This window comes from Variovorax sp. J2P1-31, assembly GCF_030317215.1.
In the GTDB taxonomy this organism is placed as follows: domain Bacteria; phylum Pseudomonadota; class Gammaproteobacteria; order Burkholderiales; family Burkholderiaceae_C; genus Variovorax.
On sequence record NZ_JASZYA010000004.1, the window covers coordinates 121911 to 145627 of the forward strand.

The 23717-nt window shown below is 68.7% G+C and carries 23 protein-coding genes; 7 read left to right on the top strand and 16 right to left on the bottom strand.

What is annotated here, in order from left to right; genetic code table 11:
* Positions 1-31 precede the first annotated feature (31 nt).
* From fba to pyk, 6 genes are all read right to left on the bottom strand, one after another.
* Positions 32-1096 (bottom strand): class II fructose-bisphosphate aldolase, encoded by a 1065-nt coding sequence (fba, locus tag QTI20_RS26095; protein ID WP_183025260.1) that lies wholly within the window; start codon positions 1094-1096, stop codon positions 32-34.
* A 55-nt stretch (positions 1097-1151) separates the two neighbouring features.
* The gene (locus tag QTI20_RS26100; RefSeq protein ID WP_286555517.1) at positions 1152-2063 is read right to left on the bottom strand and encodes an alpha/beta hydrolase; all 912 of its coding nucleotides are present in this window, start codon (positions 2061-2063) and stop codon (positions 1152-1154) included.
* 108 nt (positions 2064-2171) lie between these two features.
* Entirely contained in the window at positions 2172-2711 is a 540-nt protein-coding gene (locus tag QTI20_RS26105; protein ID WP_286555515.1) for a hypothetical protein, read from the bottom strand.
* A gap of 94 nt (positions 2712-2805) precedes the next feature.
* Positions 2806-3783, bottom strand: a complete 978-nt coding sequence (locus QTI20_RS26110) for a hypothetical protein (protein ID WP_286555514.1) — start codon at positions 3781-3783, stop codon at positions 2806-2808.
* A complete protein-coding gene (locus QTI20_RS26115) occupies positions 3780-4490 on the bottom strand; it encodes a hypothetical protein (RefSeq protein ID WP_286555513.1) in 711 nt (236 codons plus the stop codon). The genes QTI20_RS26110 and QTI20_RS26115 overlap by 4 nt, the downstream gene beginning before the upstream one ends.
* A gap of 241 nt (positions 4491-4731) precedes the next feature.
* On the bottom strand, positions 4732-6180 hold the full coding sequence (pyk, locus tag QTI20_RS26120; protein ID WP_286555512.1) for a pyruvate kinase: 1449 nt from the start codon (positions 6178-6180) through the stop codon (positions 4732-4734).
* A 184-nt stretch (positions 6181-6364) separates the two neighbouring features.
* Between pyk and QTI20_RS26125 the strand changes: the two genes are divergently transcribed.
* Positions 6365-7474, top strand: coding sequence for a fatty acid desaturase (locus QTI20_RS26125; RefSeq protein WP_286555511.1), 1110 nt, complete (start codon positions 6365-6367; stop codon positions 7472-7474).
* A 63-nt stretch (positions 7475-7537) separates the two neighbouring features.
* Here the strand turns inward: QTI20_RS26125 and QTI20_RS26130 are convergent, their stop codons facing one another.
* From QTI20_RS26130 to def, 6 genes are all read right to left on the bottom strand, one after another.
* Complete coding sequence (locus QTI20_RS26130; RefSeq protein ID WP_286555509.1) at positions 7538-8731, bottom strand: phosphoglycerate kinase; 1194 nt, start codon at positions 8729-8731, stop codon at positions 7538-7540.
* A gap of 88 nt (positions 8732-8819) precedes the next feature.
* Positions 8820-9158: an AzlD domain-containing protein gene (locus tag QTI20_RS26135; RefSeq protein ID WP_286555507.1), complete on the bottom strand. Its 339-nt coding sequence runs from the start codon at positions 9156-9158 to the stop codon at positions 8820-8822.
* Positions 9155-9892, bottom strand: a complete 738-nt coding sequence (locus QTI20_RS26140) for an AzlC family ABC transporter permease (RefSeq protein ID WP_286555505.1) — start codon at positions 9890-9892, stop codon at positions 9155-9157. The genes QTI20_RS26135 and QTI20_RS26140 overlap by 4 nt, the downstream gene beginning before the upstream one ends.
* On the bottom strand, positions 9892-10842 hold the full coding sequence (gene fmt, locus QTI20_RS26145; protein WP_286555668.1) for a methionyl-tRNA formyltransferase: 951 nt from the start codon (positions 10840-10842) through the stop codon (positions 9892-9894). The genes QTI20_RS26140 and fmt overlap by 1 nt, the downstream gene beginning before the upstream one ends.
* A 16-nt stretch (positions 10843-10858) precedes the next feature.
* Positions 10859-11359 carry a hypothetical protein gene (locus QTI20_RS26150; RefSeq protein ID WP_286555504.1) on the bottom strand — a complete coding sequence of 167 codons (501 nt, stop codon included), beginning with the start codon at positions 11357-11359 and terminating at the stop codon, positions 10859-10861.
* The gene (gene def, locus QTI20_RS26155; protein ID WP_286555502.1) at positions 11356-11889 is read right to left on the bottom strand and encodes a peptide deformylase; all 534 of its coding nucleotides are present in this window, start codon (positions 11887-11889) and stop codon (positions 11356-11358) included. Before def ends, QTI20_RS26150 begins: the two co-directional genes overlap by 4 nt.
* Positions 11890-12051: 162 nt before the next feature.
* Here def and QTI20_RS26160 point away from each other — a divergent pair, with 162 nt between their 5' ends.
* From QTI20_RS26160 to QTI20_RS26170, 3 genes are read left to right on the top strand one after another with little or no spacing between them, the layout of a single operon-like run.
* Positions 12052-13263 (top strand): LysM peptidoglycan-binding domain-containing protein, encoded by a 1212-nt coding sequence (locus tag QTI20_RS26160; RefSeq protein ID WP_286555501.1) that lies wholly within the window; start codon positions 12052-12054, stop codon positions 13261-13263.
* A gap of 21 nt (positions 13264-13284) precedes the next feature.
* A complete protein-coding gene (gene dprA, locus QTI20_RS26165; protein WP_286555500.1) occupies positions 13285-14433 on the top strand; it encodes a DNA-processing protein DprA in 1149 nt (382 codons plus the stop codon).
* A 54-nt stretch (positions 14434-14487) separates the two neighbouring features.
* Positions 14488-15003: a Smg family protein gene (locus QTI20_RS26170; RefSeq protein ID WP_286555498.1), complete on the top strand. Its 516-nt coding sequence runs from the start codon at positions 14488-14490 to the stop codon at positions 15001-15003.
* Between the two features lie 18 nt (positions 15004-15021).
* Here QTI20_RS26170 and QTI20_RS26175 read toward each other — a convergent pair whose 3' ends face one another.
* From QTI20_RS26175 to yajC, 4 genes are all read right to left on the bottom strand, one after another.
* On the bottom strand, positions 15022-17376 hold the full coding sequence (locus QTI20_RS26175) for a DUF1631 family protein (RefSeq protein ID WP_286555497.1): 2355 nt from the start codon (positions 17374-17376) through the stop codon (positions 15022-15024).
* Between the two features lie 136 nt (positions 17377-17512).
* Positions 17513-18466, bottom strand: coding sequence for a protein translocase subunit SecF (gene secF / locus QTI20_RS26180; protein WP_286555493.1), 954 nt, complete (start codon positions 18464-18466; stop codon positions 17513-17515).
* A gap of 12 nt (positions 18467-18478) precedes the next feature.
* The gene (secD, locus tag QTI20_RS26185; RefSeq protein ID WP_286555491.1) at positions 18479-20362 is read right to left on the bottom strand and encodes a protein translocase subunit SecD; all 1884 of its coding nucleotides are present in this window, start codon (positions 20360-20362) and stop codon (positions 18479-18481) included.
* A 94-nt stretch (positions 20363-20456) separates the two neighbouring features.
* On the bottom strand, positions 20457-20786 hold the full coding sequence (gene yajC, locus QTI20_RS26190; protein WP_183025275.1) for a preprotein translocase subunit YajC: 330 nt from the start codon (positions 20784-20786) through the stop codon (positions 20457-20459).
* A 604-nt stretch (positions 20787-21390) separates the two neighbouring features.
* Here yajC and QTI20_RS26195 point away from each other — a divergent pair.
* The 3 genes from QTI20_RS26195 (at position 21391) to QTI20_RS26205 (ending at position 23713) form a co-directional block, all read left to right on the top strand.
* The gene (locus QTI20_RS26195) at positions 21391-22248 is read left to right on the top strand and encodes a ferritin family protein (protein WP_286555489.1); all 858 of its coding nucleotides are present in this window, start codon (positions 21391-21393) and stop codon (positions 22246-22248) included.
* A gap of 55 nt (positions 22249-22303) precedes the next feature.
* Complete coding sequence (locus QTI20_RS26200; RefSeq protein ID WP_286555487.1) at positions 22304-23185, top strand: RNA polymerase sigma-70 factor; 882 nt, start codon at positions 22304-22306, stop codon at positions 23183-23185.
* A 69-nt stretch (positions 23186-23254) separates the two neighbouring features.
* The gene (locus tag QTI20_RS26205) at positions 23255-23713 is read left to right on the top strand and encodes a carboxymuconolactone decarboxylase family protein (protein ID WP_286555485.1); all 459 of its coding nucleotides are present in this window, start codon (positions 23255-23257) and stop codon (positions 23711-23713) included.
* The last annotated feature ends 4 nt before the right edge of the window (positions 23714-23717 follow it).

Below are 23717 nucleotides of genomic sequence, written 5' to 3' on the forward strand. Positions count from 1 at the left end.
CGAACGGTGGCTCGTTGTCCGCCGCTTTCGCTCAGCGGACTTGCTGTGCGAGTTCGCCGTTCGCGTACTTGGCGGCCACGACCTGCAGCGTGTCGCCCTTGATCTTCGCGGCCTGGCCTTCGCAGCCGAACTCGATGTAGCGCTGCTTGCAGACCAGCTTGGCCGCTTCGCGCGCCGGCTTGAGCCATTCGCGGGCGTCGAACTTCTCGGGGTTCTCGAACAGGAACTTGCGCACCGCGCCGGTCATGGCCAGGCGGATGTCGGTGTCGATGTTGATCTTGCGCACGCCGTGCTTGATGGCTTCCTGGATCTCCTCGACCGGCACGCCGTAGGTTTCCTTGATCTGGCCGCCGTACTGGCGAATGATGGCCAGCAGTTCCTGCGGCACCGACGACGAGCCGTGCATCACCAGGTGGGTGTTGGGAATGCGCTGGTGGATTTCCTTGATGCGGTCGATCGCCAGGATGTCGCCGGTGGGCTTGCGGGTGAACTTGAACGGGCCGTGGCTGGTGCCGATGGCGATGGCCAGCGCGTCGATCTGGGTCTGCTTGACGAAGTCGGCGGCCTGCTCGGGGTCGGTCAGCAGCTGTTCGCGGGTCATGGTCGCGTCGGTGCCGTGGCCGTCTTCCTTGTCGCCCTTCATGGTCTCGAGCGAGCCCAGGCAGCCCAGTTCGCCTTCGACCGTGACGCCGACGCGGTGCGCCAACTGCGCGACCTTCTTCGTCACTTCGACGTTGTACTCGTAGCTGGCGATGGTCTTGCCGTCGGCCTCGAGCGAGCCGTCCATCATCACCGAGGAGAAGCCCAGGTCGATCGCGCCCTGGCACACGTCCGGGTTCTGGCCGTGGTCCTGGTGCATGACCAGCGGAATGTTCGGGTAGCTTTCGAGCGCGGCCTGGATCAGGTGCTTGATGAAGCCTTCACCCGCGTACTTGCGGGCACCGGCGCTGGCCTGCAGGATCACCGGCGCGCCGGTTTCCTTGGCCGCTTCCATCACGGCCTGGACCTGTTCGAGGTTGTTGACGTTGAAGGCCGGAATGCCGTAGCCGTTGGCGGCTGCGTGATCCAGCAGTTCGCGCATCGAGACGAGAGCCATGGGAAATACCTCGCGGGAAGATTGGTGGGAAGACTGCAGAAAAACTGTCTCGATTCTACCGAGCGACCTTGTCGGACAGGTCCGACGGCAACCCCACGAAGTCCAGGATGGGCGGCAGCACCGGCCCGCCGATCCAGCGGATCGGGGTGGCGAGGGCCCCGATCAGCGTCACATGGCTCAGGTTGTCGAAGCTGCGCGTCTGCACCTCGACCCCGTCGGCGCGCAGCTTCTGCACCATCTGGCCGGTGTTGCGCACCGGGTCGACCAGGGTGTCCTTGCTGGCCGCCATGAGCAGCGCGCGCGGCGAGGCGGCCGAGACATGGGCGATGGGCTGCGAGCTGCGCGGCGTGTTCGGCCAGTCGAAGGCGCGCTGCGCGTCGGGGTCGCCCATGGGCAGGAAATCGTAGGGGCCGGCCAGGCCGATCCAGCCGGCCAGCTGCTTCGGGCTCGCGCCCACCGCGCCCAGCCAGCGCGCGTCGAGCGCCAGCATGGCGGCGTTGTAGCCGCCCGAGCTGTGGCCCATCACATAGACCTGCTGCGGGTCGGCGCCCAGCCGGGCCGCGTTGTCCAGGCCCCATTTCAGGGCCAGCGCGCTGTCCTGCACGAACACCGGGTAGGTCACGCCCGGCGCCAGCCGGTAGTCGGGGATCACCACCACCGCGCCGCGCGCCGCCAGCGCCTCGCCCACGAAGCGGAAACTGGCGCGCTCGCCGGTGGTCCAGGTGCCGCCGTAGAAGAAGACGATCAGCGGGCGCCGGCCCTCGGGCGGCGACGTGGCCGGCAGCGGCCGGTAGACGTCGAGCTGCTGGCGCGGCGCGCTGCCGTAGGCGATGCCGGTCTCGGCCTGGTAGGTGTCGCTCGGCGTGAGCCGGTCCAGCAGCTTGATCGGGGAACAGGCGGACAGGGCCAGCGCGCCGGCGGCCAGCAGCGCGCTGCGGCGGCGGCGGAGGAAGTGGGAGAAGGGCATCCCGGCTGTACGCAGCCCGGGCGCATTTGGTTTTCCCCGGGCCGAAAGGACGCGGCCCCGGCCTACGCCGCAGCGACGGATCGTCGGCCCGCAGCCAAGCGTCGACCGTCAACGCGGCTTGACGGGCAGGTAGTCGCCATGGGGCTTGGCGGATTTGTCAGTCTTCACACACAGGCGCCCATCGCACAACGTGACATCGGCTTCGTTGTAGGCCTTGAGCAAGGTGGCAGACACTTGGTTCTTCCTGATCTCGTCGTAGTAGTGGCGTGACAACCAGGAACCGCCGCCCAGCATCAACACCAGGCTACCCAACGTAATGCCTGCGACCTTCCAGACCAGGTGACGATGCAAGGCCTCGGCGCGTCGCAACTGCGCGCTCAGCGCCACAGAAGCCTGGTGGACCTGCTCGCCGGCTTCGCGCAAGCGCCGCTCATGGTCGGCCAACGGTCCTTCGATGCCGCGGCGGACATCGGCCAGCACCGCCTCCGGCACCCCGCGCCACTGATCGTCGGCGGCCTGGCGCACGACGGCCGGCACCTGCTGGGAAAGTCGCCGCAGTTCCGTGCCGGACTGTTCGCATTGGCGCTCGAATTTCTCGACCAATGCGCTCATCTTGCTGGCCAGCGCCAGCAGGGTTTGGTCGTTCACCTTGCTTTGCCCTTGGATGTTTCGCGCGTCGCTGGACTCAGTGAGGCAGGACCATCACCAGCGCTTGCGGCTGCTGCGCCTGCACCTGTTGCTGCTATTGCGCCGCCATCTGCTCCTGCCGATTCACCTCGGCGATGCCCTCTGCGATCACTTCCCGTCCAGGCGGGAGGTCCGCCAGGGTCCGCTGCATGCGCCTGAAAGTCGCGTCGTCGGCGGCCAGCATGCGGTCCAGGAAGGCGGACAAGTCTTCGGTGGGCGAAGGCTCGCTCGATACCGGCTGCAGCATGTGCAGCGCACCGTCCGTGGCGGACGCAGGCGCGCTGCCGCTCGACAGCATCCGGCTGGCTTCGGTGTCGCAGAACTGCTCGTAGCTTTGCCCGGTGCTCGACGTGACATGGGCCCTGTTGTTCTGCGCCAGCGCAAAGACCGCCTTCTCCATGACCTGCGTGGCGGTCAAGTGTCCAGGCTCTTCGCGCGCGGCATCGGCAATGCGGCTGGCGATCAGATGGTCCTGGCCTTCGCCACGGCTGCCGTACACCCCTTCGCCACGCCAACGGGATTCCAGTTGCAGCTCCTGCGCGGTGAGGGGTCGCTGCTCCAGCTCGGCCGCCAGCCGAACGGTTTCCAGGATCTCCTCGCGCACCTTGACTTCGTTGTAGTGCGCGTAGCCTTCGGTCAGGTGACAGGCGTTCTGGTAAGCGGCCTTGTCTTTGGCCGCCAGGGCATGGGCGCGTGCTTTCGCCATCGCGGCATCGGGCTCCTCGACGCGGAAGTGCCCGAGTTCGTGGGCCAGCACGCTCACGGTGTTCTCAGGGGTGCTGAAGCGGTCGCGGGCGATGTGGAGGTAGCCCTTCTTGTCACCTACGTTCGTGCTGTATTCGCCCGCGCCAGCTTGAGAGTTGATCCTTCCAAAGGTTGTGAAGTCACTGTTTGCATAGGCGCGCATGTCGGCCTTAAGGGTTTCCGATCTGTTGATCAGTGCCAGCGCCTCTGGCGATATGTTGTATGCCCCGAACCTGTTCTTTTCATCGACCAACCACTCCGAGGTGAGGGCAGGGGTGAAGTTGCTCATCTGGGTTCTCCCTTTGCTGGTCTGTCAGTTGTCCTGAGGTCGCGTTGCACGTAAATGCTGTGTGCACATTCGTCGTAGTCGAAATCAAAGTGAACGGTCCCGTTGACGGGACCGTTGAACAAGCGCTGCGCCGAGTAATAGACCCCTGGAAACTTCCCAGCCTTCGCCGGCGGAAAAGAGATAACGCCTGGCAGGGCCGGCGCAGGCGCGACGACAGGATGTGGTGATATGGCATAGCCATTTCCGAAGGTTGCGACGACATCGGCCAACGTCACACAGGATCGGGACGGGGCGAGACTCACGGTGAGATACCTCTTCCCGCCGACCGTGAACTTCTCGACGTCTACGCGTTGGAACAAAAAGCCATCGACGCCACTGGGCAGATGTTCCAGCGAATTTCGGTCGGAGCGTCTACCCACGCCCGCCTGGATGCCCCAAGAAGTCACACCCAATCCGCCGTAGTCCTTGATGCCTAAGGTTTCATGAAAAAGACGATCAGGATCCAAGAGGTCGTCCGTCCGCGCGATGCACGCGGCCAGTTCCACGATCGGGTGCTTGGGCGGTCGCGCTTCGGCACTCTGCACGGCGCACGACCCGGCCGTCGAAGGGCGCGAATTCGATGCCTCCGGCACAACGCCGCATCCGGCAACACAGAACGCCGTCACCCCTGCCAGCAGCAGCGCCTTGAACGGATGCGATTGCGCCATCTTTGAAGCCCTCTCCCTCTGCGATCTGCTGCCGCGCATCGGTGCCAGTCCATCCGATCGGCGCGGCCGATTTGCCGGATGTTAGTGCCGCTGAGAACACCTGTTTGTCAACAATCCTGAATCGAGCAGCAGGCTTCCGCACGCCGGGGCGCGCACGCGCCGGCGTCCAGGGGGTCGAAGTCGGTGTCGCCGGCAGCGCGGCGAACGGCACCGCCACGGGTGCCCGCAGCGCCGGCTCGCCTCAGGAGGCCCGGCAGATCTTCAGCATGTTGGTGCCGCCCGGCGCGCCCATGGGCTCGCCGCAGGTGATCGCGTAGACGTCGCCGCTCTGCACGATGCCGCGCTTCTTCAGGTGGGCCTCGGCCTGCTCGAGCGCGGTGTCGCGGTCGGTCTGCGAGTCCATCAAGAGCGGGCGCACGTTGCGGAACAGCGCCATCTTGCGCTGGGTCGACAGCCGCGAGGTCAGCGCATAGACCGGGATGTGGGCCGAATGGCGGCTCATCCACAGCGGCGTCGAGCCCGACTCGGTCAGCGCCACGATGGCCTTGGCGCCCAGGTGGTGGGCGGTGAACAGCGCGCCCATGGCGATGGCCTGGTCGATGCGGGCGTAGGTGTGGCCGCTGAAGTCGGTGTCGCGCGCCGTGTCCTCGGCCTGCTCGGCGGCTTCGCAGATGCGGCTCATCTCCTGCACGGTGGCCAGCGGGTAGCGGCCCGAGGCGGTCTCGGCGCTCAGCATCACGGCGTCGGTGCCGTCGAGCACCGCGTTGGCCACGTCGCTCACCTCGGCGCGCGTGGGCACCGGGTTGGTGATCATCGACTCCATCATCTGGGTCGCGGTGATGACCACGCGGTCCATCTCGCGCGCCATGCGGATCATCTTCTTCTGCAGCGCCGGCACCGCCGCGTTGCCCACTTCCACCGCCAGGTCGCCGCGGGCCACCATGATGCCGTCGCTGGCGCGCAGGATCTCTTCCAGGTTGGGGATCGCCTCGACCCGCTCGATCTTGGCGATCATGCCCGGCCGGTGGCCGAACTCGGCCGCCGCCACGTTGCACAGCTGGCGCGCCATTTCCATGTCGGTCGCGTTCTTGGGGAAGCTCACGGCCACGTAGTCGGCCTGGAAGCTCATCGCGGTCTTGATGTCCTCCATGTCCTTGGCGGTCAGCGCCGGGGCCGTGAGGCCGCCGCCCTGCTTGTTGATGCCCTTGTTGTTCGACAGCTCGCCGCCCAGCACCACGGTGGTGTGCACGGCCTGGCCGCGGACCATGTCGACCTTGAGCACGATCAGCCCGTCGTTGAGCAGCAGGCGGTCGCCGGCCTTCACGTCGCGCGGCAGGTCCTTGTAATCGAGGCCCACGGCATCGACGTCGCCCAGCTCGGTGCGCGAGGCGTCGAGCACGAACTTGGCGTCGGGTTCGAGCCAGATCTTGCCCTGGGCGAACTTGCCCACGCGGATCTTCGGCCCCTGCAGGTCGGCCATGATCGCGACCTCGCGGCCGGCGCGGCGCGCGGCCTCGCGCACCATGGCGGCACGGTCGATGTGGTCCTGGGCGATGCCATGGCTGAAGTTCAGGCGCACCACGCTGACCTTGTAGTGGATCAGCTGCTCGATCAGCTCGAGCGTGTTCGAGGCCGGACCGAGGGTCGCGACGATCTTGGTGGCATGGCGGGGAAGGCGGGTGGTGTCCACGGGGTTGCGTCTCCTGGGGGTATTCGGGCTTTTGGCACAATTCTCACATGCGGGGATGACCTCGCGCGATATGACACGGTTGCCCAGACAACCCTGGAGGTGCTTGATCTCCGTCATATCCCCTTCCGATGAATACGTTACGGTGCATGACTGCGCCGTCGTTCTTCCTCTTTTTGCCCGTCCTATGCAGAGCCCATCTGATCCCGTTGTCACGCCCTTGCCGCCGGAAGCGCCGCTGCCGCACCGCAAGATCATCCGCTCCTGGCTGATCCCGATCTCGCAGCGCACCACCGTGCGCGCGCTGGTGATGCTGGCCATCGACTACCTGCTGTTCGGCGCGCTGCTGACCGGCACGGTGCTGCTCAAGCCGATCTGGCTCAAGCTGCTGGCCGCGCTGCTGGCGGGCTTCGTGATCGGCCGGCTGTTCATCATCGGCCACGACGGCTGCCACCAGAGCCTGACGCCGCACCGGCGCCTGAACAAGTGGCTGGGCCGGATCGCCTTCCTGCCCTCGCTCACCGCCTACAGCCTCTGGGACATGGGCCACAACGTGGTGCACCACGGTTTCACCAACCTCAAGGGCGTGGACTTCGTCTGGGCGCCGCTCACGCAGGACGAGTACCGCGCGCTGTCGCCGGTGCGCCGCGGGCTCGAGCGCATCTACCGCAGCGGCTGGGGCCCGGGGCTGTACTACATGATCGAGATCTGGTGGAAGAAGATGATGTTCCCCCGCCGCTCGGTGATGGGCAACAGCTACCGCCCGATCTTCGGCAAGGACTGCGCGCTGGTCACCGGCTTCGCCGCGCTCTGGATCGCGGCCCTCGCGGCCGCCGCGCTGGCCACCGGCCAGTCGGTGCTGCTGGCGCTGCTGATCGGCTTCGTGGTGCCGATGGCCTTCTGGTTCAACATGATGGGCTTCGTGATCTACGGCCACCACACGCACGTCAAGGTGCAGTGGCACGACGAGAAGGCCGCCTGGCAGCGCGCCCAGCCCTTCGTCTCGACCACCGTGCACCTGACCTTCCCGATGCAGGTCGGCGCGCTGATGCACCACATCATGGAGCACACCGCGCACCACGTGGACATGAGCATCCCGCTGTACAAGCTCAAGGAAGCGCAGAAGATGCTCGAGCACCTGCTGCCCGAGCGCATCATCGTCCAGCCCTTCTCCTGGAAGTGGTACTTCTCGACCGCCCGCGCCTGCAAGCTCTACGACTTCTCGCGCCAGTGCTGGACCGACTTCCAGGGCCGCGCCACCAGCGCGATGCGCGCGCCGGTGCCGACCGCGGCCTGATCCGCTCGCATCGCCATTGAAAAAGCCCGCATCCGCGGGCTTTTTCGTTGGCGCCGGAGGCGATCAGCCGGCCGCGCGTTTGGTCAGGATCTCGAAGGCCGGCAGGGTCTTGCCCTCGAGGATCTCGAGGAAGGCGCCGCCGCCGGTGGAGATGTAGCCCACGTCCTTCTCGATGCCGTACTTGGCGATCGCGGCCAGCGTGTCGCCGCCGCCGGCGATCGAGAAGGCCTTGCTCTCGGCGATGGCGCGGGCGATGGCCTCGGTGCCGTGCGAGAAGGCCTCGAACTCGAACACGCCCACCGGGCCGTTCCAGACGATGGTGCCGGCCTCGCGCAGCTGCGCGGCCAGCAGTTCGGCGGTCTTGGGGCCGATGTCCAGGATCAGGTCGTCCTCGGCCACCGCATCGGCGGCCTTGACGGTGGCCGGCGCATCGGCCGCGAAGGTCTTGGCCGTCACCACGTCGACCGGGATCGGCACCGCGGCGCCGCGCGCGCGCATGGCCTCGATCACGGCCGTGGCCTGGTCCAGCAGGTCGGGTTCGGCCAGCGACTTGCCGATCGACAGGCCCGCGGCCAGCATGAAGGTGTTGGCGATGCCGCCGCCGACGATCAGCTGGTCGACCTTCTCGGCCAGGCTCTTGAGGATGGTGAGCTTGGTGCTGACCTTGGAGCCGGCCACGATGGCCACCAGCGGGCGCGCCGGGTGGGCCAGCGCCTTGGTGATGGCGTCGATCTCGGCCGCCAGCAGCGGGCCGGCCGAGGCGATCTTGGCGAATTGGGCGATGCCGTAGGTGGTGGCTTCGGCGCGGTGGGCGGTGCCGAAGGCGTCGTTCACGTAGATGTCGCACAGCGCGGCCATCTTCTTGGCGAGCGTCTCGTCGTTCTTCTTCTCGCCCTTGTTGACGCGGCAGTTCTCGAGCAGCACGACCTGGCCGGGCTGCACCTCGACGCCGTCGACCCAGTCGGCCACCAGGCGCACTTCGCGGCCCAGCAGTTCGCTCAGGCGCTCGGCCACGGGGGCGAGCGAATCCTCGGGCTTGAACGCGCCCTCGGTCGGGCGGCCCAGGTGCGAGGTCACCATCACGGCGGCGCCGGCGTCGAGCGCCAGCTGGATGCAGGGCACCGAGGCGCGCACCCGCGTGTCTTCGGTGATGCGGCCGGCGTCGTCCTGCGGCACGTTGAGGTCGGCACGGATGAAGACGCGCTGGCCGGCGGCCTTGCCTTGCGCACAGAGATCGGTGAAGCGGATGACGTTCATGGCGGGAGAGGAAGTGAGGAAAGAGGGAAGACGGGGGCTGGGGCCATTGTAGTTTTGGGCCTGGCGCGGGCTGGCAACCCGCGCGCGCCTACCAGCCCAGGCCCAGGTGCAGCGGCAGGTAGACGGCCATGCCGACCACCATCGTGCCCAGCACGCCGCCGCGCCAGAAGTAGTAGCCGGCGCCGGCCAGCGCCGCGTAGAGGCGCGCTTCCTGCCAGGTGCTCACCAGGTGGCCCTGGCTCATCACGATCTCGGGGATGACCACCGCCGACAGCGCGGCGATGGGCGCGTAGTGCAGCGCCCGGTGCGCCCATTCGGGCAGGCCCCAGGGGCGGTCGAGGATGAAGAAGAAGCAGCGCGTGAGCACCGTCACGCCGGCCAGGCCGAGGATCACCACCAGGGTCCAGGGATCGGTCTCGCCGTTCATCGGTCGGCCTCCGTGGGGTTGCGAACGAACTGCTTCTCGAGCCAGAAGCACAGCAGCACCGCGACCCCGATGCCGGTCACGATGTTGAGCTTGAGCGGGAACGCGTAGGCGGCCACGGCGGTGGCGCCGGCGATCAGCGCCGACAGCACGCGCAGCCGCGTGGTGGCCATCGAGCACAGGATGCCGACCAGGCTCAGCACGCCCGCGAAGCCCAGGCCCCAGGCTTGGGGGATGAAGTTGGCCAGCGCGATGCCGACCGCGCTCATGCCCATCCAGGCGCACCAGGTGATGAAGTAGCCGCCGGTCAGGTAGGCCTCCTGCGCCTGCTGCTCGGCCTCGTCGGTCGGCGGCACCGGGTAGCGGGTGGTGAAGACCGCGTAGCTCAGGTCGGCCGTCAGGTAGCCGTGCAGCATGCGGCGCCAGCGCGGCATGTGCATCAGGTAGGGCCGCAGGTGCAGGCTGAACACCACGAAGCGCAGGTTCACGCAGAAGCCCGTGGCCAGCACCACCCAGGCCGGCGCGCCGGCCACCAGCAGCGGGATCGCCGCCAGTTGCGAGCTGCCCGCGTAGACCAGCAGCGTCATCGCCACCGCCTCGATCACGCTCATGCCGGACTTGACCATCGCCACGCCTGTCATCAGGCCCCAGGCGCCGATGCCCAGCGCCATCGGCGCCATGGTGACGACGCCTTCGCGGAAGGTGGGACGGCGGCGAACCGCTGCGCTCAGGAACATCAGCCGAACACCTGGCCGGGCTTGACGTCGAAGCCGTGCAGGAAGTCGGCCGCGGCCAGGCGCTTGCCGCCGGGGCGCTGCAGCTCGGTCAGGCGGACCGATCCGCCGTGCACGGCCACGTCGATGCCCGCGGGCGACACGGCCAGCACCGTGCCGGGGGCCTCGGCCGCGCCGCCGCTGTGCACCTCGGCCGACCAGCACTTGACGGCCACGCCGTCGAGCACGCTGCTGGCGCCGGGGAAGGGGTCGAAGGCGCGCACGCGGCGCACCAGCGTCGCGGCATCCTCCCGCCAGTCGATGGCGGCTTCGTGCTTCTCGATCTTGTGGGCGTAGTTCACGCCTTCGGCGGGCTGCGGCACCGGCTGCAGCGTGCCGGCCTCGGCCTGGCGCAGCGCCTCGACGATCAGCCGGCCGCCCATGGCCGCCAGCCTGTCGTGCAGGCGCGCGGTGCTGTCGTCGCCGATGGACAGCGCCTCGCGCAGCAGCATCGCGCCGGTGTCCAGGCCCGCGTCCATCTGCATGATGGTGACGCCGGTCTCGGTGTCGCCGGCCTCGATCGCGCGGTGGATGGGCGCGGCGCCGCGCCAGCGCGGCAGCAGGCTCGCATGGATGTTGAGGCAGCCCAGCCGAGGCGCGTCGAGCACCCACTGCGGCAGGATCAGGCCGTAGGCCGCGACCACCAGCACGTCGAGTCCGGCTGCCAGGATCGTGTCGCGCGCCGCGGCGGCCTCGTCGGGAACCTTGCCGTCGAGCCGCAGGCTGCGCGGCTGCGCCACCGGCCAGCCGTGCTGCAGCGCGAACTGCTTGACCGGCGAGGCCTGCAGCTTCATGCCGCGGCCAGCCGGGCGGTCGGGCTGGCTCAGCACCAGACGGATGTCGAAACCGGCACCCTGCAGGGTTTCCAGGGCGACACGGGCGAACTCGGGGGTGCCGGCAAAGCCGATCTTCAGACTCAAGGAAAACCTCTCACCAGCGCACGTCGTCGCGCATCACGTCATCGGCGGTGTGGTAGCGCACCACCTCGCCGGTCGGGTCGATGTAGATGTGCAGCAGGCGCGGCGCATTCATCGACTTGAAACGCCAGGTCCAGACCAGGCCGTCGAAGGAACCCACGCGCGCGGTCTCGTAGGGCCGGCCGTAGGTGCGCAGCACATCGGCCTCGCGCCAGACACCCGCCTGGATGGTGCGGTCGAACAGCGATTCCTGCAGTTCCTGGCGGGTCGCCACGACCCGGCCCTGCGCGTCGACGTCGACGTTGTTCACCTCGTAGCCCATCGGGCCGCGCGAGTACTGCAGGCGCTCGCCGCCGCCGGGCATCGCATAGACCGCGGTCGGCGTGCCGAGCCGCTGCAGCGCCTCGGCGCGCGTGACGCCCATCGGCAGCCGGGTGGGCTCGCTGGCACAGCCGGCCAGGACCAGGGCCGCCAGCGCGGCACAGGCCAGGGACGGGCGCCAGTTCGCGCTCACCGTCGGGCGTCCTGGGCGGCGTCGCGCTCTTCCTCGCGCTGCTGCTTGAGCAGCTTGCTCTTGATCCGGTTGCGCTTGAGCGGCGACAGGTACTCGACGAAGACCTTGCCCAGCAGGTGATCGAGCTCGTGCTGGATGCACACGGCCAGCAGGCCGTCGGCCTCGAGGGTGTGCGGCTTGCCGTCGGCGTCGAGGGCGTTCACGCGCACCGCGGTCGAGCGCATCACGCCGTCGTAGATGCCGGGCACCGAGAGGCAGCCCTCCTCGTTGAGCACCTTCTCGTCGCTGGCCCAGACGATCTCGGGGTTGATCAGCACCAGGGGCGCATCGCGCTCCTCGGACACGTCGATGACCACCACGCGCTGGTGCACGTCGACCTGGGTCGCGGCCAGGCCGATGCCCTTGGCGTCGTACATGGTCTCGAGCATGTCGGCGACCAGCGTGCGGGTCTGCGCGTCGATACCCTGCACCGGTTTGGCCACCGTGTGCAGGCGCGGATCGGGGAAACTCAGGATGGTTCTTTTGGCCATGAAGTCGGGGGGAAATTGTGGCTATTTTCGCCAATTCCAGAGGCGCCCGGCGGCGCCTGGCGCGATAAGCGTTGCCCTATCAAGGGCTTCAGCGCAAAATTCGTAGCAAATTGTGAGGATTCGTACGCCCGGTGCGGCCTCTGCGTGGACATCGATTCAATCATGAAAAAAACCTGCCTCCCTCGCCAGCGTTCGACCGTCCTCACCGCGCTGGCGACCGTGGCCGCACTTGGCTTGGGCGTGGGTGCCGCAGCGCAGAACTATCCCGTCACCCCCCAGCAGCGCGCCACGGCCCAGCAGGCCGCGCAGACCGGCGTGCCGCTCAGCGAACTGGCGCCCGGCGCGCCCGACGAATACACCGTCAAGTCCGGCGACACGCTGTGGGCCATCTCGCGGCTCTACCTGCGCAGCCCGTGGCGCTGGCCCGAGCTCTGGGGCATGAACCTCGACGACATCGCCAACCCGCACCGGATCTACCCGGGCCAGGTGTTGTACCTCGACAAGAGCGGCGGCCGCGCGCGGCTGAGCACCCGGCGCGGCGCGGGCGGCGGTGGCGATGGCGGCACGATCAAGCTGTCGCCGCGCACCCGCTCCGAATCGCTGTCCGGCCTGGCCCTGCCCACGCTCAACCCGAGCCTGATCGAGCCCTTCCTCAGCGAGCCGATCGTGGTCGACGAAGGCACGCTGCTGGCCGCGCCGCGCATCGTCGCGGGCAACGACAGCCGGGTGCTGCTGGCGCGCGGCGACCGGGCTTATGCCCGCGGCGAGCCGAATGCGCCGCTGGTCGACGCGGGCGGACCGCAGAAGACCTTCCGCGTGTTCCGCAACGCCACGCCGCTCAAGGACCCGGGCACCGGCGAGATCCTGGGCTACGAGGCGCAGTACCTGGGCAAGGCCCTGCTGCAGCGCGGCGAGTCCGTGGCCCAGGTGCTGGAAGACGGCAAGGCGGTCTCGACCGTGGTGCCGGCCACCGTCGACATCGTGGCGGCGCGCGAGGAGATCCGCGCCGGCGACCGGCTGCTGCCCGAGCCGGCGCGCCAGCTGCTGAGCTATGTGCCGCGCGCACCGACACAGCCCTTCAACGGCCGCATCGTCTCGGTCTACGGCAACGCGGTGCAGTTCGCGGCCCAGAACCAGGTGGTCGCGATCAACAAGGGCGTGCGCGACGGCATCGAGAACGGCCATGTGCTGGCCATCCTCAAGAACGGCGAGACCATCGTCGACCGCACCGGCGGCAGCAAGGAAACCCTCAAGCTGCCCAACGAACGCATCGGCCTGCTGATGGTGTTCCGGCCCTTCGAGAAGGTGTCGTACGCGCTGGTGCTCGAGATCAACGACACGCCGCGCGTGGGCGACCTGCTGGTCAACCCCTGAGGCCGGCGCGGGTTCGTCGGCGTGGAACGTGACGAACTCGCCGACTGGCTGCGGCTCGCGCTGACGCCGGGCATCGGCGACGGCACGGCACGCCGGCTGCTCGCCGCCTTCGGGCTGCCCGGAGCCGTGTTCACGCAATCGCCCGCGGCCCTGCGCGACGTCGTCACGCCGGCGCAGGCGGCCGCGCTGCAACGGCCGCCCGCGGATCTCGACGCACAGCACGCCAAGACCTGGGACTGGCTGCAGACCGTCGAGCCGGACGGCGCGGTGCGGCGCCTGCTCACGCTGGGCGATCCGGGCTATCCCGCCGCCTTGCTCGAGACCGCCGATCCGCCGCCGATGCTCTACCTGCTGGGCGCCGCCGAATTCGACCTGACGCAGCTGGCACGCAGCGTGGCCATCGTCGGCAGCCGCAACCCCACGCCGCAGGGCGAGCTCAATGCCCGGGCCTTCGCCCGCGCGCTGGGCGAGGCCGATGTCGTGGTGGTGTCGGGCCTGGCGCTGGGCGTCGACGGCGCGGCCCACCAGGGCGCGCTGGACGCGGTGGAGGCCGCCCAGCGCGGCCCCCGGCTCGCGACGGTGGCGGTGGTGGGCACCGGCCTCGACCGCGTCTACCCGGCCCGGCACCGCGCGCTGGCCCACCGCATCGCGTCGAACGGGCTGATCGTCAGCGAGTTCGCGCTCGGCACGCCGCCGCTGCATCCGAACTTCCCCCGGCGCAACCGGATCATCGCCGGGCTCGCGCGCGGCACGCTGGTGATCGAGGCCGCGCTGCAGTCCGGCTCGCTGATCACCGCCCGGCTGGCGGTGGAGCAGGGCCGCGAGGTGTTCGCGATCCCCGGCTCGATCCATTCGCCGCAGTCGCGCGGCTGCCATGCGCTGATCCGCCAGGGCGCCAAGCTGGTCGAGTCGGTGCAGGACGTGCTCGAGGAGCTGCGTTTCGACAGTGCCGCCACGGCCACATCCCACGCGGATGCCGAAGAAACCCCGGACCACGCCGACCTCGCATTGCTGCAGGCGATCGGCTTCGATCCGGTCGGCCTCGACGCCCTGTGCGCGCGCACCGGCCATGGCGCCGCCACGCTGCAGGGCCTGCTGCTGGAACTCGAACTCGAGGGGCGCGTGGCGCGCCTGCCGGGCGGGCTGTTCCAGCGCGTCGCGCAGGGCTGAGCGAAGGGCGCAGATCGCGCCCGCCGATGGCGGCGCGTGGGCTATATTGGGCCCATGTTTGAAGTGCTTGTGTTCGTCTACGAAAACTACTGGCGCGGCAACGCGTGCCCCGAACCCGAGCAACTGGGCCGCAAGCTCAGCGCCCAGGGCTTCGAGGACGAGGAGATCCGCGCCGCACTGCAATGGCTCGACGAGCTGAGCTTCGCGACCCAGGGTGTCCCGCTGCAGCAGCAGGCCGACGCCTCGAGCGCGACGGTGCTGGCGCGCACGCCCGGCGAGGCGGCGCTGGCGCCGGCGGCCGACTCGATGCGCGTCTACTCCGCCGCCGAACAGGATCACCTGGGCGCGGAATGCCTGGGCTTCGTGCACTTCCTGGAAGCGGCCGGCGTGCTCGGCGGCGGCCTGCGCGAGATCGTGATCGAGCGCGCCATGGCGACCGCGGGCCAGCCGGTGGCGCTCGACGAGCTCAAGATCATCGTGCTGATGGTGCACTGGAGCACCGGCATCGAACCCGACGCCCTGGTGCTCGACGAGCTGTGCGACGGCCGCCGGGACCGCATCGCACATTGAGGCGCCGCGGCGCGGCCCTCAGTTGAGCAGGCGCTCGGGGTTCGCGTCCAGCTTGGCCAGCGCCTCGCGCGTGGCGCGCACGGTGAGCGTCTCTTCCTCGGCCGGCACCAGCAGGCCGGCCTGCAGGTAGGAGGCCAGCCGCCCGGCCTGGATCAGGAAGCTGCGGCCGTCGGCCGAGGCGAACAGATGCAGCTGCTTGCGCTCGCTGCGCCAGACGAACTGCACCTGGCTGGCCCGGTTGTTGTGGTCGAGCATGAACCAGTTGCCGACCTGCAGCTCGCGCGCCCACTGCAGCATGTCCTCGTCGATCTTCGCGCCGCGGGTGTCGGGCACGACCTCGATCGAGGCGGCGTCCACGCCCAGCAGCAGCTCGATGCTGGCGGCATCCAGCGGCAGCTCGGCCGTGCCCTCGTCGCTCACGAAGTCCTCGAGGTTGGCCAGCCTGGAGGCCATGGCCTCGATCTTGGCCTGGGGGATGGCCTCGGTCTTCGACAGGAAGGCGTCGGACAGCGTCACGCCGATGGTCTTGATCTGCGCTTCCTGCGGCTCGCCCACGATGCCCAGCAGCGCCATGCCCGAGCGCAGTCGCTGCAGCAGCTTGGGCAGGTCCTGGATCACGCGGGTGCGGTCGTTGCGGTTGGGCTTGGCGCTGGCGGCCCAGACCAGCTCGGAGGCGGCGCGCTTGAGCGTGACGGTCTGCTCGTCCTGCGCGCCGTACTTGAGCGCGGCGATGGCCAGCACCTCGGCCCAGATCTTGAACAGGAACTCGCGGATCTCCTCGCGCACCGGCATGTCGTTGAGCATCTTGCGCAACTCGATGGTGTACTGGATCGCCATCGTCTCCTTCTGCTCGACCTGCTGCGCCACGCTCATCACGCGCTGCGTGCTGTCGCTCTGGGTCAGGTACTTGTTGAGGAAGGCGACGAATTCGTCGAACACCAGCTTGAACACGCGTTGGCCGGTCTCGGGGTACTGCTCGATGACCTGCACCACGCGGCGGATCTCGCCCTCGAGCGCGCTGCCGGAGATGGCGGCGGCGTCGAAGCCCATCACCACCGAGCCCATGCGGTCGATCAGCATGCGCGCCGGATGCTGCAGGGTGCCGAAGAACTCGGGCTCGGCGATCGCCACGCGCAGCACCGGCATCTGCAGGCGCGCGAACCAGACGCGGGCCGAGAAGGGGATGCGCTCCTCGGCCAGGATGGCCTGGAACATCAGCGCGACGATTTCGACCGTGGCCTTGTCGGCGGTGGTCGGCGCGCGGCGCTTGAGATCGGTGGCGCGCCGGCGCAGCTCGGCCGCGCTGTGCTGAAGGGCCGCGACCTCGTCGCCGACCACGTACTGCGACGAGGCCAGCTGGTAGGCCGCGCCGGCATCGGAGATCGCCGCGGCAAAGCCGCCCGGCAGGCCGGCGCCGGGGCCCGCGCCGCCGCGCAGGAGTCCGCCTTCACCGGTGCCGCCGGCACCACGGGGCGCCATGTCGCCGCCGATGCGCGCCGTGACGAAACGCTTGAGGTTGAGCAGCACGCCCTGGGCGCGCTGGCGCGCCATGGACAGCGGCGACCCGCCGGTGCCGGCCAGGGTGTCGCCCGCCATGCCCATCGAATGCATGGCGCCCATCGCGCCGGCGCCGGCCTGGAAGCCCATGCTCTCCGCCGCCATCGGCCGGCCCGCGCCGGAGGGCGCGTGGCCGCCGCCCAGGGGCATCACGCCGGAATGGCCGGAGGCGGTGCGCCGCACGAAGCTCTTGAGGTCGATCTCCGGCATCACGCCCTGCTGGACCAGGTGGCGGTTCGCATCGGTGTAAGCCTTGGCCGTGGCCTCGAGCACGCCGCGCTCGATCACGTCCTGCACCCGGGTCCAGAGCACGCGCGTGAGACCGGCTGCCAGCCACTGCTCGACCATGATCCGGGCCAGCGCCTCGGGCTTGAGCACGTCCTTGGCCCCGAGCTCCTCGGTGCCCTCGAGGTGCTGGATGCGCAGGCGCAGGTCGTTGATCTCGAAATTGGACTTGCCCTGCACCGCCTGGCCCAGCCGGGACGAGAGGATCTGGGTCTCGACCACGTCGTCGCCCATCAGCTCCAGGTTCGACAGCGAATGGGCGTCGGTGCCGACGGCCGTGACTTCCTGCGCCTTGCGCCAGGCCTCCTGGGTCTGGGCCACCCAGCGGCCGCCCAGGGACTGGAAGGCCAGGAAATCGTCGCGCCAGTCCTGCATGTCGCGCGCATTGCCCATCTGGGCCGCCGAGGCCGAGAGCCGGTCGCGGATCGCCTGCGCCAGCGGCTCGATCAGCGCCTGTGTCGCCGCGATGAAGCGCTGGCGCGTCTCGCGTGCGAGTTGCTGGGACAGGGCCTGGGGACGCGCGGTGCTCATGGGAGGGTTTCAGGACGGCGAAAGAACATCATCGGACCCCGCGAGCTTGCCCGGGTCGGGGCGGACGCACAAGGGCATCCGATGCTCCCCAACCCGAAGCCGCCGGGTCCCGCATCATGTCACCGGACCTGAAGGCTCAGACCGTGGCGCCGGCATTCGGATCGTACGGATCGCCTTCGTGCTTCACGGGGGTCTTGACCAGGTCCTCGCGCTTGATGCCCAGCCACATGGCGATGGCCGCGGCCACGAAGCACGACGAGTAGATGCCGAAGCAGATGCCGATGGTCAGCGCCAGCGCGAAGTAGTGCAGCGTCGGGCCGCCGAAGAAGAACATCGAGAGCACCACCAGCTGCGTCGAGCCGTGGGTGATGATGGTCCGGCTGATGGTCGAGGTGATCGCGTTGTCGATGGTCTCGACCGTGGTCAGCTTGCGGTAGCGCCGGAAGTTCTCGCGGATCCGGTCGAAGATCACGACCGATTCGTTGACCGAATACCCCAGCACCGCCAGCACCGCCGCCAGCACCGCCAGCGAGAACTCCCACTGGAAGAAGGCGAAGAAGCCCAGGATGATCACCACGTCGTGCAGGTTGGCCAGCACGGTCGACAGGGCGAACTTCCACTCGAAGCGGAAGGCCAGGTAGATCATGATGCCGACCACCACCATGCCCAGCGCCTTGAGGCCGTTGGTGGTGAGTTCCTCGCCGACCTGCGGGCCGACGAACTCGTTGCCGCGCAGGGTGGCGGTCGGCTCGACCGCCTTGAGCGCCTCCATCACCTGGGCGCTCTGCTGCGCCGAGGTCTGGCCCTTCTGCACCGGCAGGCGGATCTGCACGTCGCGCGAGGTGCCGTAGTTCTGCACCTGCACGTCGGCGTAGCCCAGCTTGCCGATGGTGTCGCGGACCTTGCCGACGTCGACCGACTGCTGGTAGGCGACCTCCATCACGGTGCCGCCGGTGAACTCCACCGACAGGTGCAGCCCGCGGTGGAACAGGAAGAACACCGCCAGCAGGAAGGTCGCGATGGAAATCAGGTTCAGCACCTTGGCATGGCGCATGAACGGGATGGTCTTGTGGATGCGGAAGAACTCCATGGCATCGATCCTTTAGTTGGCTTCGACCGGGGTCGTGCCGTCGGTCTTGGGGCGCCAGACGGTGCCGATCGAGACGCTCTTGAGCTTCTTCTTGCCGCCGTACCAGAAGTTCACCAGGCCGCGCGAGAAGAACACGGCCGAGAACATCGAGGTCACGATGCCGATGCAGTGCACCACCGCGAAGCCGCGCACCGGGCCCGATCCGAAGGCCAGCAGCGCGATGCCCGCGATCAGCGTGGTCACGTTGGAGTCCAGGATGGTGCCCCAGGCGCGGTCGTAGCCGGCATGGATCGCGGCCTGCGGCGAGGCGCCGGCGCGCAGTTCCTCGCGGATGCGCTCGTTGATCAGCACGTTGGAGTCGATCGCCACGCCGATGGCCAGCGCCATGGCGGCGATGCCCGGCAGCGTGAGCGTGGCCTGCAGCATCGACAGGATCGAGATCAGCAGCAGCAGGTTGACCGCCAGCGCGATCGACGAGAACACGCCGAACAGCGCGTAGTACAGGCACATGAAGACCATGATGGCGATGAAGCCGTACATCACGCTCTTGAAGCCCTTGTCGATGTTGTCGGCGCCCAGGCTGGGGCCGATGGTGCGTTCCTGGATGATCTCCATGGGCGCGGCCAGCGAGCCGGCGCGCAGCAGCAGCGCGAGGTCGTTGGCCTCGACCACGTTCATCGAGCCGGAGATCTGGAAGCGGTTGCCCAGCTCGCCGTTGATCGACGGGGCGGTGAGCACTTCGCCCTTGCCCTTCTCGAAGATCAGCATCGCCATGCGCTTGCGGTAGTTGTCGCGGCTCACGTCGCGCATGATCCGGCCGCCCTTGGCGTCCATGGTCAGGTCGACCTTGGGCTGCTGCGTCTGCGAGTCGAAGCCGGGCTGCGCGTCGGTCAGGTTCTCGCCGGTGACCAGCACCTGCTTCTTGACGATGACCGGGCGGCCTTCGCGGTCGAGGAAGCGCTCGGAGCCGAAGGGCACCGGGCCGGTGCCGAGTTCGGCGGCGCGGCCTTCGGTCGATTCGTCGACCATGCGCATCTCGAGCGTCGCGGTGCGGCCCAGGATGTCCTTGGCCTTGGCCGTGTCCTGCACGCCCGGCAGCTGGACCACGATGCGGTCCAGGCCCTGCTGCTGGATCACCGGCTCGGCCACGCCGAGTTCGTTGATCCGGTTGTGCAGCGTGGTGATGTTCTGCTTGAGCGCCGCGTCCTGCAGCCGGCGCGCGGCCTCGGGCTTGATGGAGGCGGTGAGCTTCCACTCGGCGCCGTCCTGGCTGTCGACCGTCGAGAGGTCGGCGAACTGGTCCTGCACCAGGCGCTTGGCCGCCTCGAGGCTGGCCGCGTCGCGGAAGCGCACCTCGATCGACTGGCCGTTGCGGTTGACCGCGCTGCCGCGGATGCCCTTGTCGCGCAGGGCGGTGCGCAGGTCGCCGGCGAAGGACTCGGCCTTCTTGTCGATCGCGCCCTTCATGTCGACCTGCAGCAGGAAGTCGACGCCGCCGCGCAGGTCGAGACCCAGGTACATCGGGAAGGCATGCAGCGCGGTGAGCCAGGTCGGCGAACGCGAGACCAGGTTGAGCGCGACCACGTAGGACGGGTCGGCCGCATCGGGCACCAGCGCGCGCTGGAGCACGTCGCGCGCCTTGAGCTGGTCGTCGGTGCTGAGGAAACGGGCGCGCACCGAGGTGGCGTCCAGCGTCAGCACGTCGGGCTTGAGCCCGCCGGCCTGGAGGGCCTCGGTCACGCGGGTCTGCGTGGCCGCGTCGACCTTGACGGTGGCCTTGGCCGCCGACACCTGCACGGCCGGCGCCTCGCCGAAGAAATTGGGCAGGGCGTAGATCAGCCCCACCAGCAGCACGACCACCAGGATCGCGTACTTCCAGACCGGGTAACGGTTCATATGAGAAGAAATTCAGCGTTGGGCGTTGCGCGCGAACCGGACGGGCCGGAGAGAGGGGAGCACCGCCCGACGGGCGGGCGGTGTCCGGCCCCGATTACTTGATCGCGCCCTTGGGCAGCACCTGGACCACCGCCGAGCGCTGGACCTTGATCTCGACACCGTTGGCGATCTCGAGGCCGAGGTACTGCTCGCCCAGCGAGGTGATGCGGCCGAGCACGCCGCCGGCGGTGGCGACTTCGTCGCCCTTGGCCAGCGCCTCGATCATGGCGCGGGCTTCCTTCTGACGCTTCATCTGGGGCCGGATCATGACGAAATACAGCACCACGAACATCAGCACCAACGGCAGCATGCTGCCGAGCGAGGACAACATGTCGCCGCCCGCGGCTGCGGGTGCGGTCTGGGCGAAAGCAGAGGAAATGAACAAGAGAGTCTCCAGCAGAAGAGCGGGTGGGAGCGCGCCGCGGGGGCGGCGCTGCCGTGGCCGCGGATTGCGGCCATGGGGCGCGGCAGGGGCCGCGCAGCACCCGGCATTGTATTCGGCGCGCCGGCCCGGGGGGCCGGGCGTTATCCGGCGCGGGATCGGGGTCTTGGCGGGCGGCGCGCACGGCCGGCGGCCACCGCGGGCAACGGCCCGCGGCGCATGACGCCAGGTGGGGAATACAAAAATGTTGCGAGGCGCCCCGACGCGAAGGAGGAGGGAGGGAGGAGGAGGAGGGTCGCCCCGGGATTTCAGTCCAGGCGGATGCCTGGAAGGCCTCGCAACATAAAAACATTTGTCATCGTTCGATCACGATGCGATGGATTTATGAGCGGGCCGGCGGGGGCCCGGTTCCCCGTGCCAGGGCCCCAGATTGTCACCAAATGCATCCGGAATACAGCGCCGCGTCCGACCCTGCAACGCGGAGGGTGGCTGCGCATGCCGGGCGCCAAAGCCGCTTAGGCTGGCGGCACCCGCCGCGGCAAGCCGCCCGCGCGGGTCGCGGCCCTCCCTCCGCCACCTAGAATCCGCCGGCCCACGAAGGACGCACATGCTCTATCCCGAACTGTTCAGACAACTCGAATCCGTCCGCTGGGACATGGACCGCGACATTCCGTGGCAATCCTTCGAGGGCAGCAAGCTGTCCGACGAGCAGGCGCAGACCATCAAGATGAACGCCATCACCGAGTGGGCGGCGCTGCCGGCCACCGAGATGTTCCTGCGCGACAACCGGCACGACAGCGATTTCTCGGCCTTCATGTCGATCTGGTTCTTCGAGGAGCAGAAGCATTCGCTGGTGCTGATGGAATACCTCAAGCGCTTCAGCCCGCAGCACGCGCCGACCGAGCAGGAACTGCACGACATCCGCTTCGACTTCGATCCGGCACCGCCGCTGGAGACACTGATGCTGCATTTCTGCGGCGAGATCCGGCTCAACCACTGGTACCGCCGCGCGGCCGAGTGGCACACCGAGCCGGTGATCAAGCACATCTACACCACGCTGAGCCAGGACGAGGCGCGCCACGGCGGCGCCTACCTGCGCTACATGAAGCGCGCGATGGAGAAGTTCGGCGACGAGGCGCGCGCCGCCTTCACCAAGGTCGGCGTGCTGATGGCCAGCGCGCGCCGCACGGCCCAGGCGCTGCACCCGACCAACCTGCACGTGAGCAAGGCGCTGTTCCCCAACGACACCATCCAGAGCCGCATGCCCGACCCGGACTGGCTCGAGCACTGGCTGGACAACCAGATCAAGTTCGACGCGGTCTGGGAGAACAAGGTGGGCGAGCGCATCCTGCACAACCTGAGCCTGCTGATGAACCGCAGCTTCAAGTCGGTGCAGGAGCTCAACCGCTACCGCAAGGAACTGTCGGCCTCGCTCGGCCCGAAGCCGGAATACCAGGGCGCCTGAGGCCCCTGCGCCGCGCGGGCTGTCACAACGGCCCGCGCCCCTTCGTCTGAGCGGCATGGACGACCCCACCCTCACCTTCGACCGCCTGCGCCCCCGGCTGCAGGGCATCGCCTACCGCATGCTGGGCTCGCTGGCCGAGGCCGAGGACGTGGTGCAGGACGCCTGGCTGCGCTGGCACGCCGCGGCGCACCACACCCTCGACAGCGCCGAGGCCTGGCTGGTCACCGTGACCACCCGCCTGGCCATCGACCGGCTGCGCGCGGCCAAGCTGCAGCGCACCCACTATGTGGGCACCTGGCTGCCCGAACCGCTGATCGACGACGGTCCGCGCACGCCCGAGCAGCTGCTCGAGCGCGCCGACGATCTCTCGATGGCCTTCCTCACGCTGCTCGAGCGGCTGGCGCCCGAGGCCCGGGCCGCCTTCCTGCTGCGTGAAGTGTTCGATGCCGAGTACGGCGAGATCGCCCACACGCTGGGCAAGAGCGAGGCCGCCTGCCGGCAGTTGGTGCACCGGGCCCGGACCCAGGTGCGCGAGGGCGAGCGGCCGCGCCAGGCCGTGACGCGCGACACCCACCTGCGGCTCCTGCGCGGTTTTGCCGAGGCGGCGCAGAAGGGCGACCTGCATGGCCTCAAGGCGCTGCTGGCCGAAGACGTGGCGATCCTCGGCGACGGCGGCGGCAAGGTGCCGTCCTTCGGCAAGCCCATCGTCGGCGCCCAGCGCGTGGCCCAGATCTATTTCGCGCTCGCGCGCCGCTACCCCGGCCTGGTGCGCATCGAGATCGCCGAGGTCAACGGCGCGCCGGGGATGCTGCGCTACGTCGACGGCGTGCTCGAGTCGGTGCAGGGCATCGAGTGGGACGGCGAACGCATCGTGCGCATCCATGCGCAGCGCAATCCTGACAAACTGGCGCACGTCGCCGCGAATTTCGGGTCTTGAGCGTCACAGGCGCCCAGGCTGGCGCGTCTTCCGGGGGTATCCAATGACTTTCATCCAAGGAAACCCGTCATGAACACCCCCCGCCTTTCCTGGTTCAAGATCGCGCCCAAGGCCTACCAGGCCATGCTCGGCGTCAACGGCGCGCTGGCCGGCCACACGCTGGGCCAGCGCCTGTTCGAGATCGTCCAGACCCGCGTCTCGCAGCTCAACGGCTGCGCCTTCTGCCTCGACATGCACGTGCGCGACCTGCGCAAGCTCGAGGTCGACTGGCAGCACATCAACAGCATCGCGACCTGGCGCGAGGTCGGCTTCTACGACGCGCGCGAACGCGCCGCGCTCCACTGGGCCGAGAGCCTGACCCGCCTGGCCGAGCACCACGGCGACCGCGATGCCGACTTCGCGCAGCTGCAGGCCGTGTTCAGCGACGCCGAGATCGTCGACCTGACGGTGGCGATCGCGCAGATCAACGCCTGGAACCGGCTGGGCGTGGGCATGCGCCTGCCGGTGGCCGAGAAGACCATCGCCTGAAGAA

Excerpts from the sequence above, each read along its gene's own strand:
- secD (WP_286555491.1), bottom strand. The coding sequence starts at position 20,362 with ATGAACCGTTACCCGGTCTGGAAGTACGCGATCCTGGTGGTCGTGCTG.
- QTI20_RS26135 (WP_286555507.1), bottom strand. The coding sequence starts at position 9,158 with ATGAACGGCGAGACCGATCCCTGGACCCTGGTGGTGATCCTCGGCCTG.
- QTI20_RS26125 (WP_286555511.1), top strand. The coding sequence starts at position 6,365 with ATGCAGAGCCCATCTGATCCCGTTGTCACGCCCTTGCCGCCGGAAGCG.
- QTI20_RS26130 (WP_286555509.1), bottom strand. The coding sequence starts at position 8,731 with ATGAACGTCATCCGCTTCACCGATCTCTGTGCGCAAGGCAAGGCCGCC.
- QTI20_RS26200 (WP_286555487.1), top strand. The coding sequence starts at position 22,304 with ATGGACGACCCCACCCTCACCTTCGACCGCCTGCGCCCCCGGCTGCAG.
- QTI20_RS26205 (WP_286555485.1), top strand. The coding sequence starts at position 23,255 with ATGAACACCCCCCGCCTTTCCTGGTTCAAGATCGCGCCCAAGGCCTAC.
- QTI20_RS26195 (WP_286555489.1), top strand. The coding sequence starts at position 21,391 with ATGCTCTATCCCGAACTGTTCAGACAACTCGAATCCGTCCGCTGGGAC.
- fba (WP_183025260.1), bottom strand. The coding sequence starts at position 1,096 with ATGGCTCTCGTCTCGATGCGCGAACTGCTGGATCACGCAGCCGCCAAC.
- QTI20_RS26115 (WP_286555513.1), bottom strand. The coding sequence starts at position 4,490 with ATGGCGCAATCGCATCCGTTCAAGGCGCTGCTGCTGGCAGGGGTGACG.
- QTI20_RS26110 (WP_286555514.1), bottom strand. The coding sequence starts at position 3,783 with ATGAGCAACTTCACCCCTGCCCTCACCTCGGAGTGGTTGGTCGATGAA.
- QTI20_RS26175 (WP_286555497.1), bottom strand. The coding sequence starts at position 17,376 with ATGAGCACCGCGCGTCCCCAGGCCCTGTCCCAGCAACTCGCACGCGAG.
- QTI20_RS26160 (WP_286555501.1), top strand. The coding sequence starts at position 12,052 with ATGAAAAAAACCTGCCTCCCTCGCCAGCGTTCGACCGTCCTCACCGCG.
- secF (WP_286555493.1), bottom strand. The coding sequence starts at position 18,466 with ATGGAGTTCTTCCGCATCCACAAGACCATCCCGTTCATGCGCCATGCC.
- QTI20_RS26170 (WP_286555498.1), top strand. The coding sequence starts at position 14,488 with ATGTTTGAAGTGCTTGTGTTCGTCTACGAAAACTACTGGCGCGGCAAC.
- QTI20_RS26100 (WP_286555517.1), bottom strand. The coding sequence starts at position 2,063 with ATGCCCTTCTCCCACTTCCTCCGCCGCCGCCGCAGCGCGCTGCTGGCC.
- QTI20_RS26140 (WP_286555505.1), bottom strand. The coding sequence starts at position 9,892 with ATGTTCCTGAGCGCAGCGGTTCGCCGCCGTCCCACCTTCCGCGAAGGC.
- def (WP_286555502.1), bottom strand. The coding sequence starts at position 11,889 with ATGGCCAAAAGAACCATCCTGAGTTTCCCCGATCCGCGCCTGCACACG.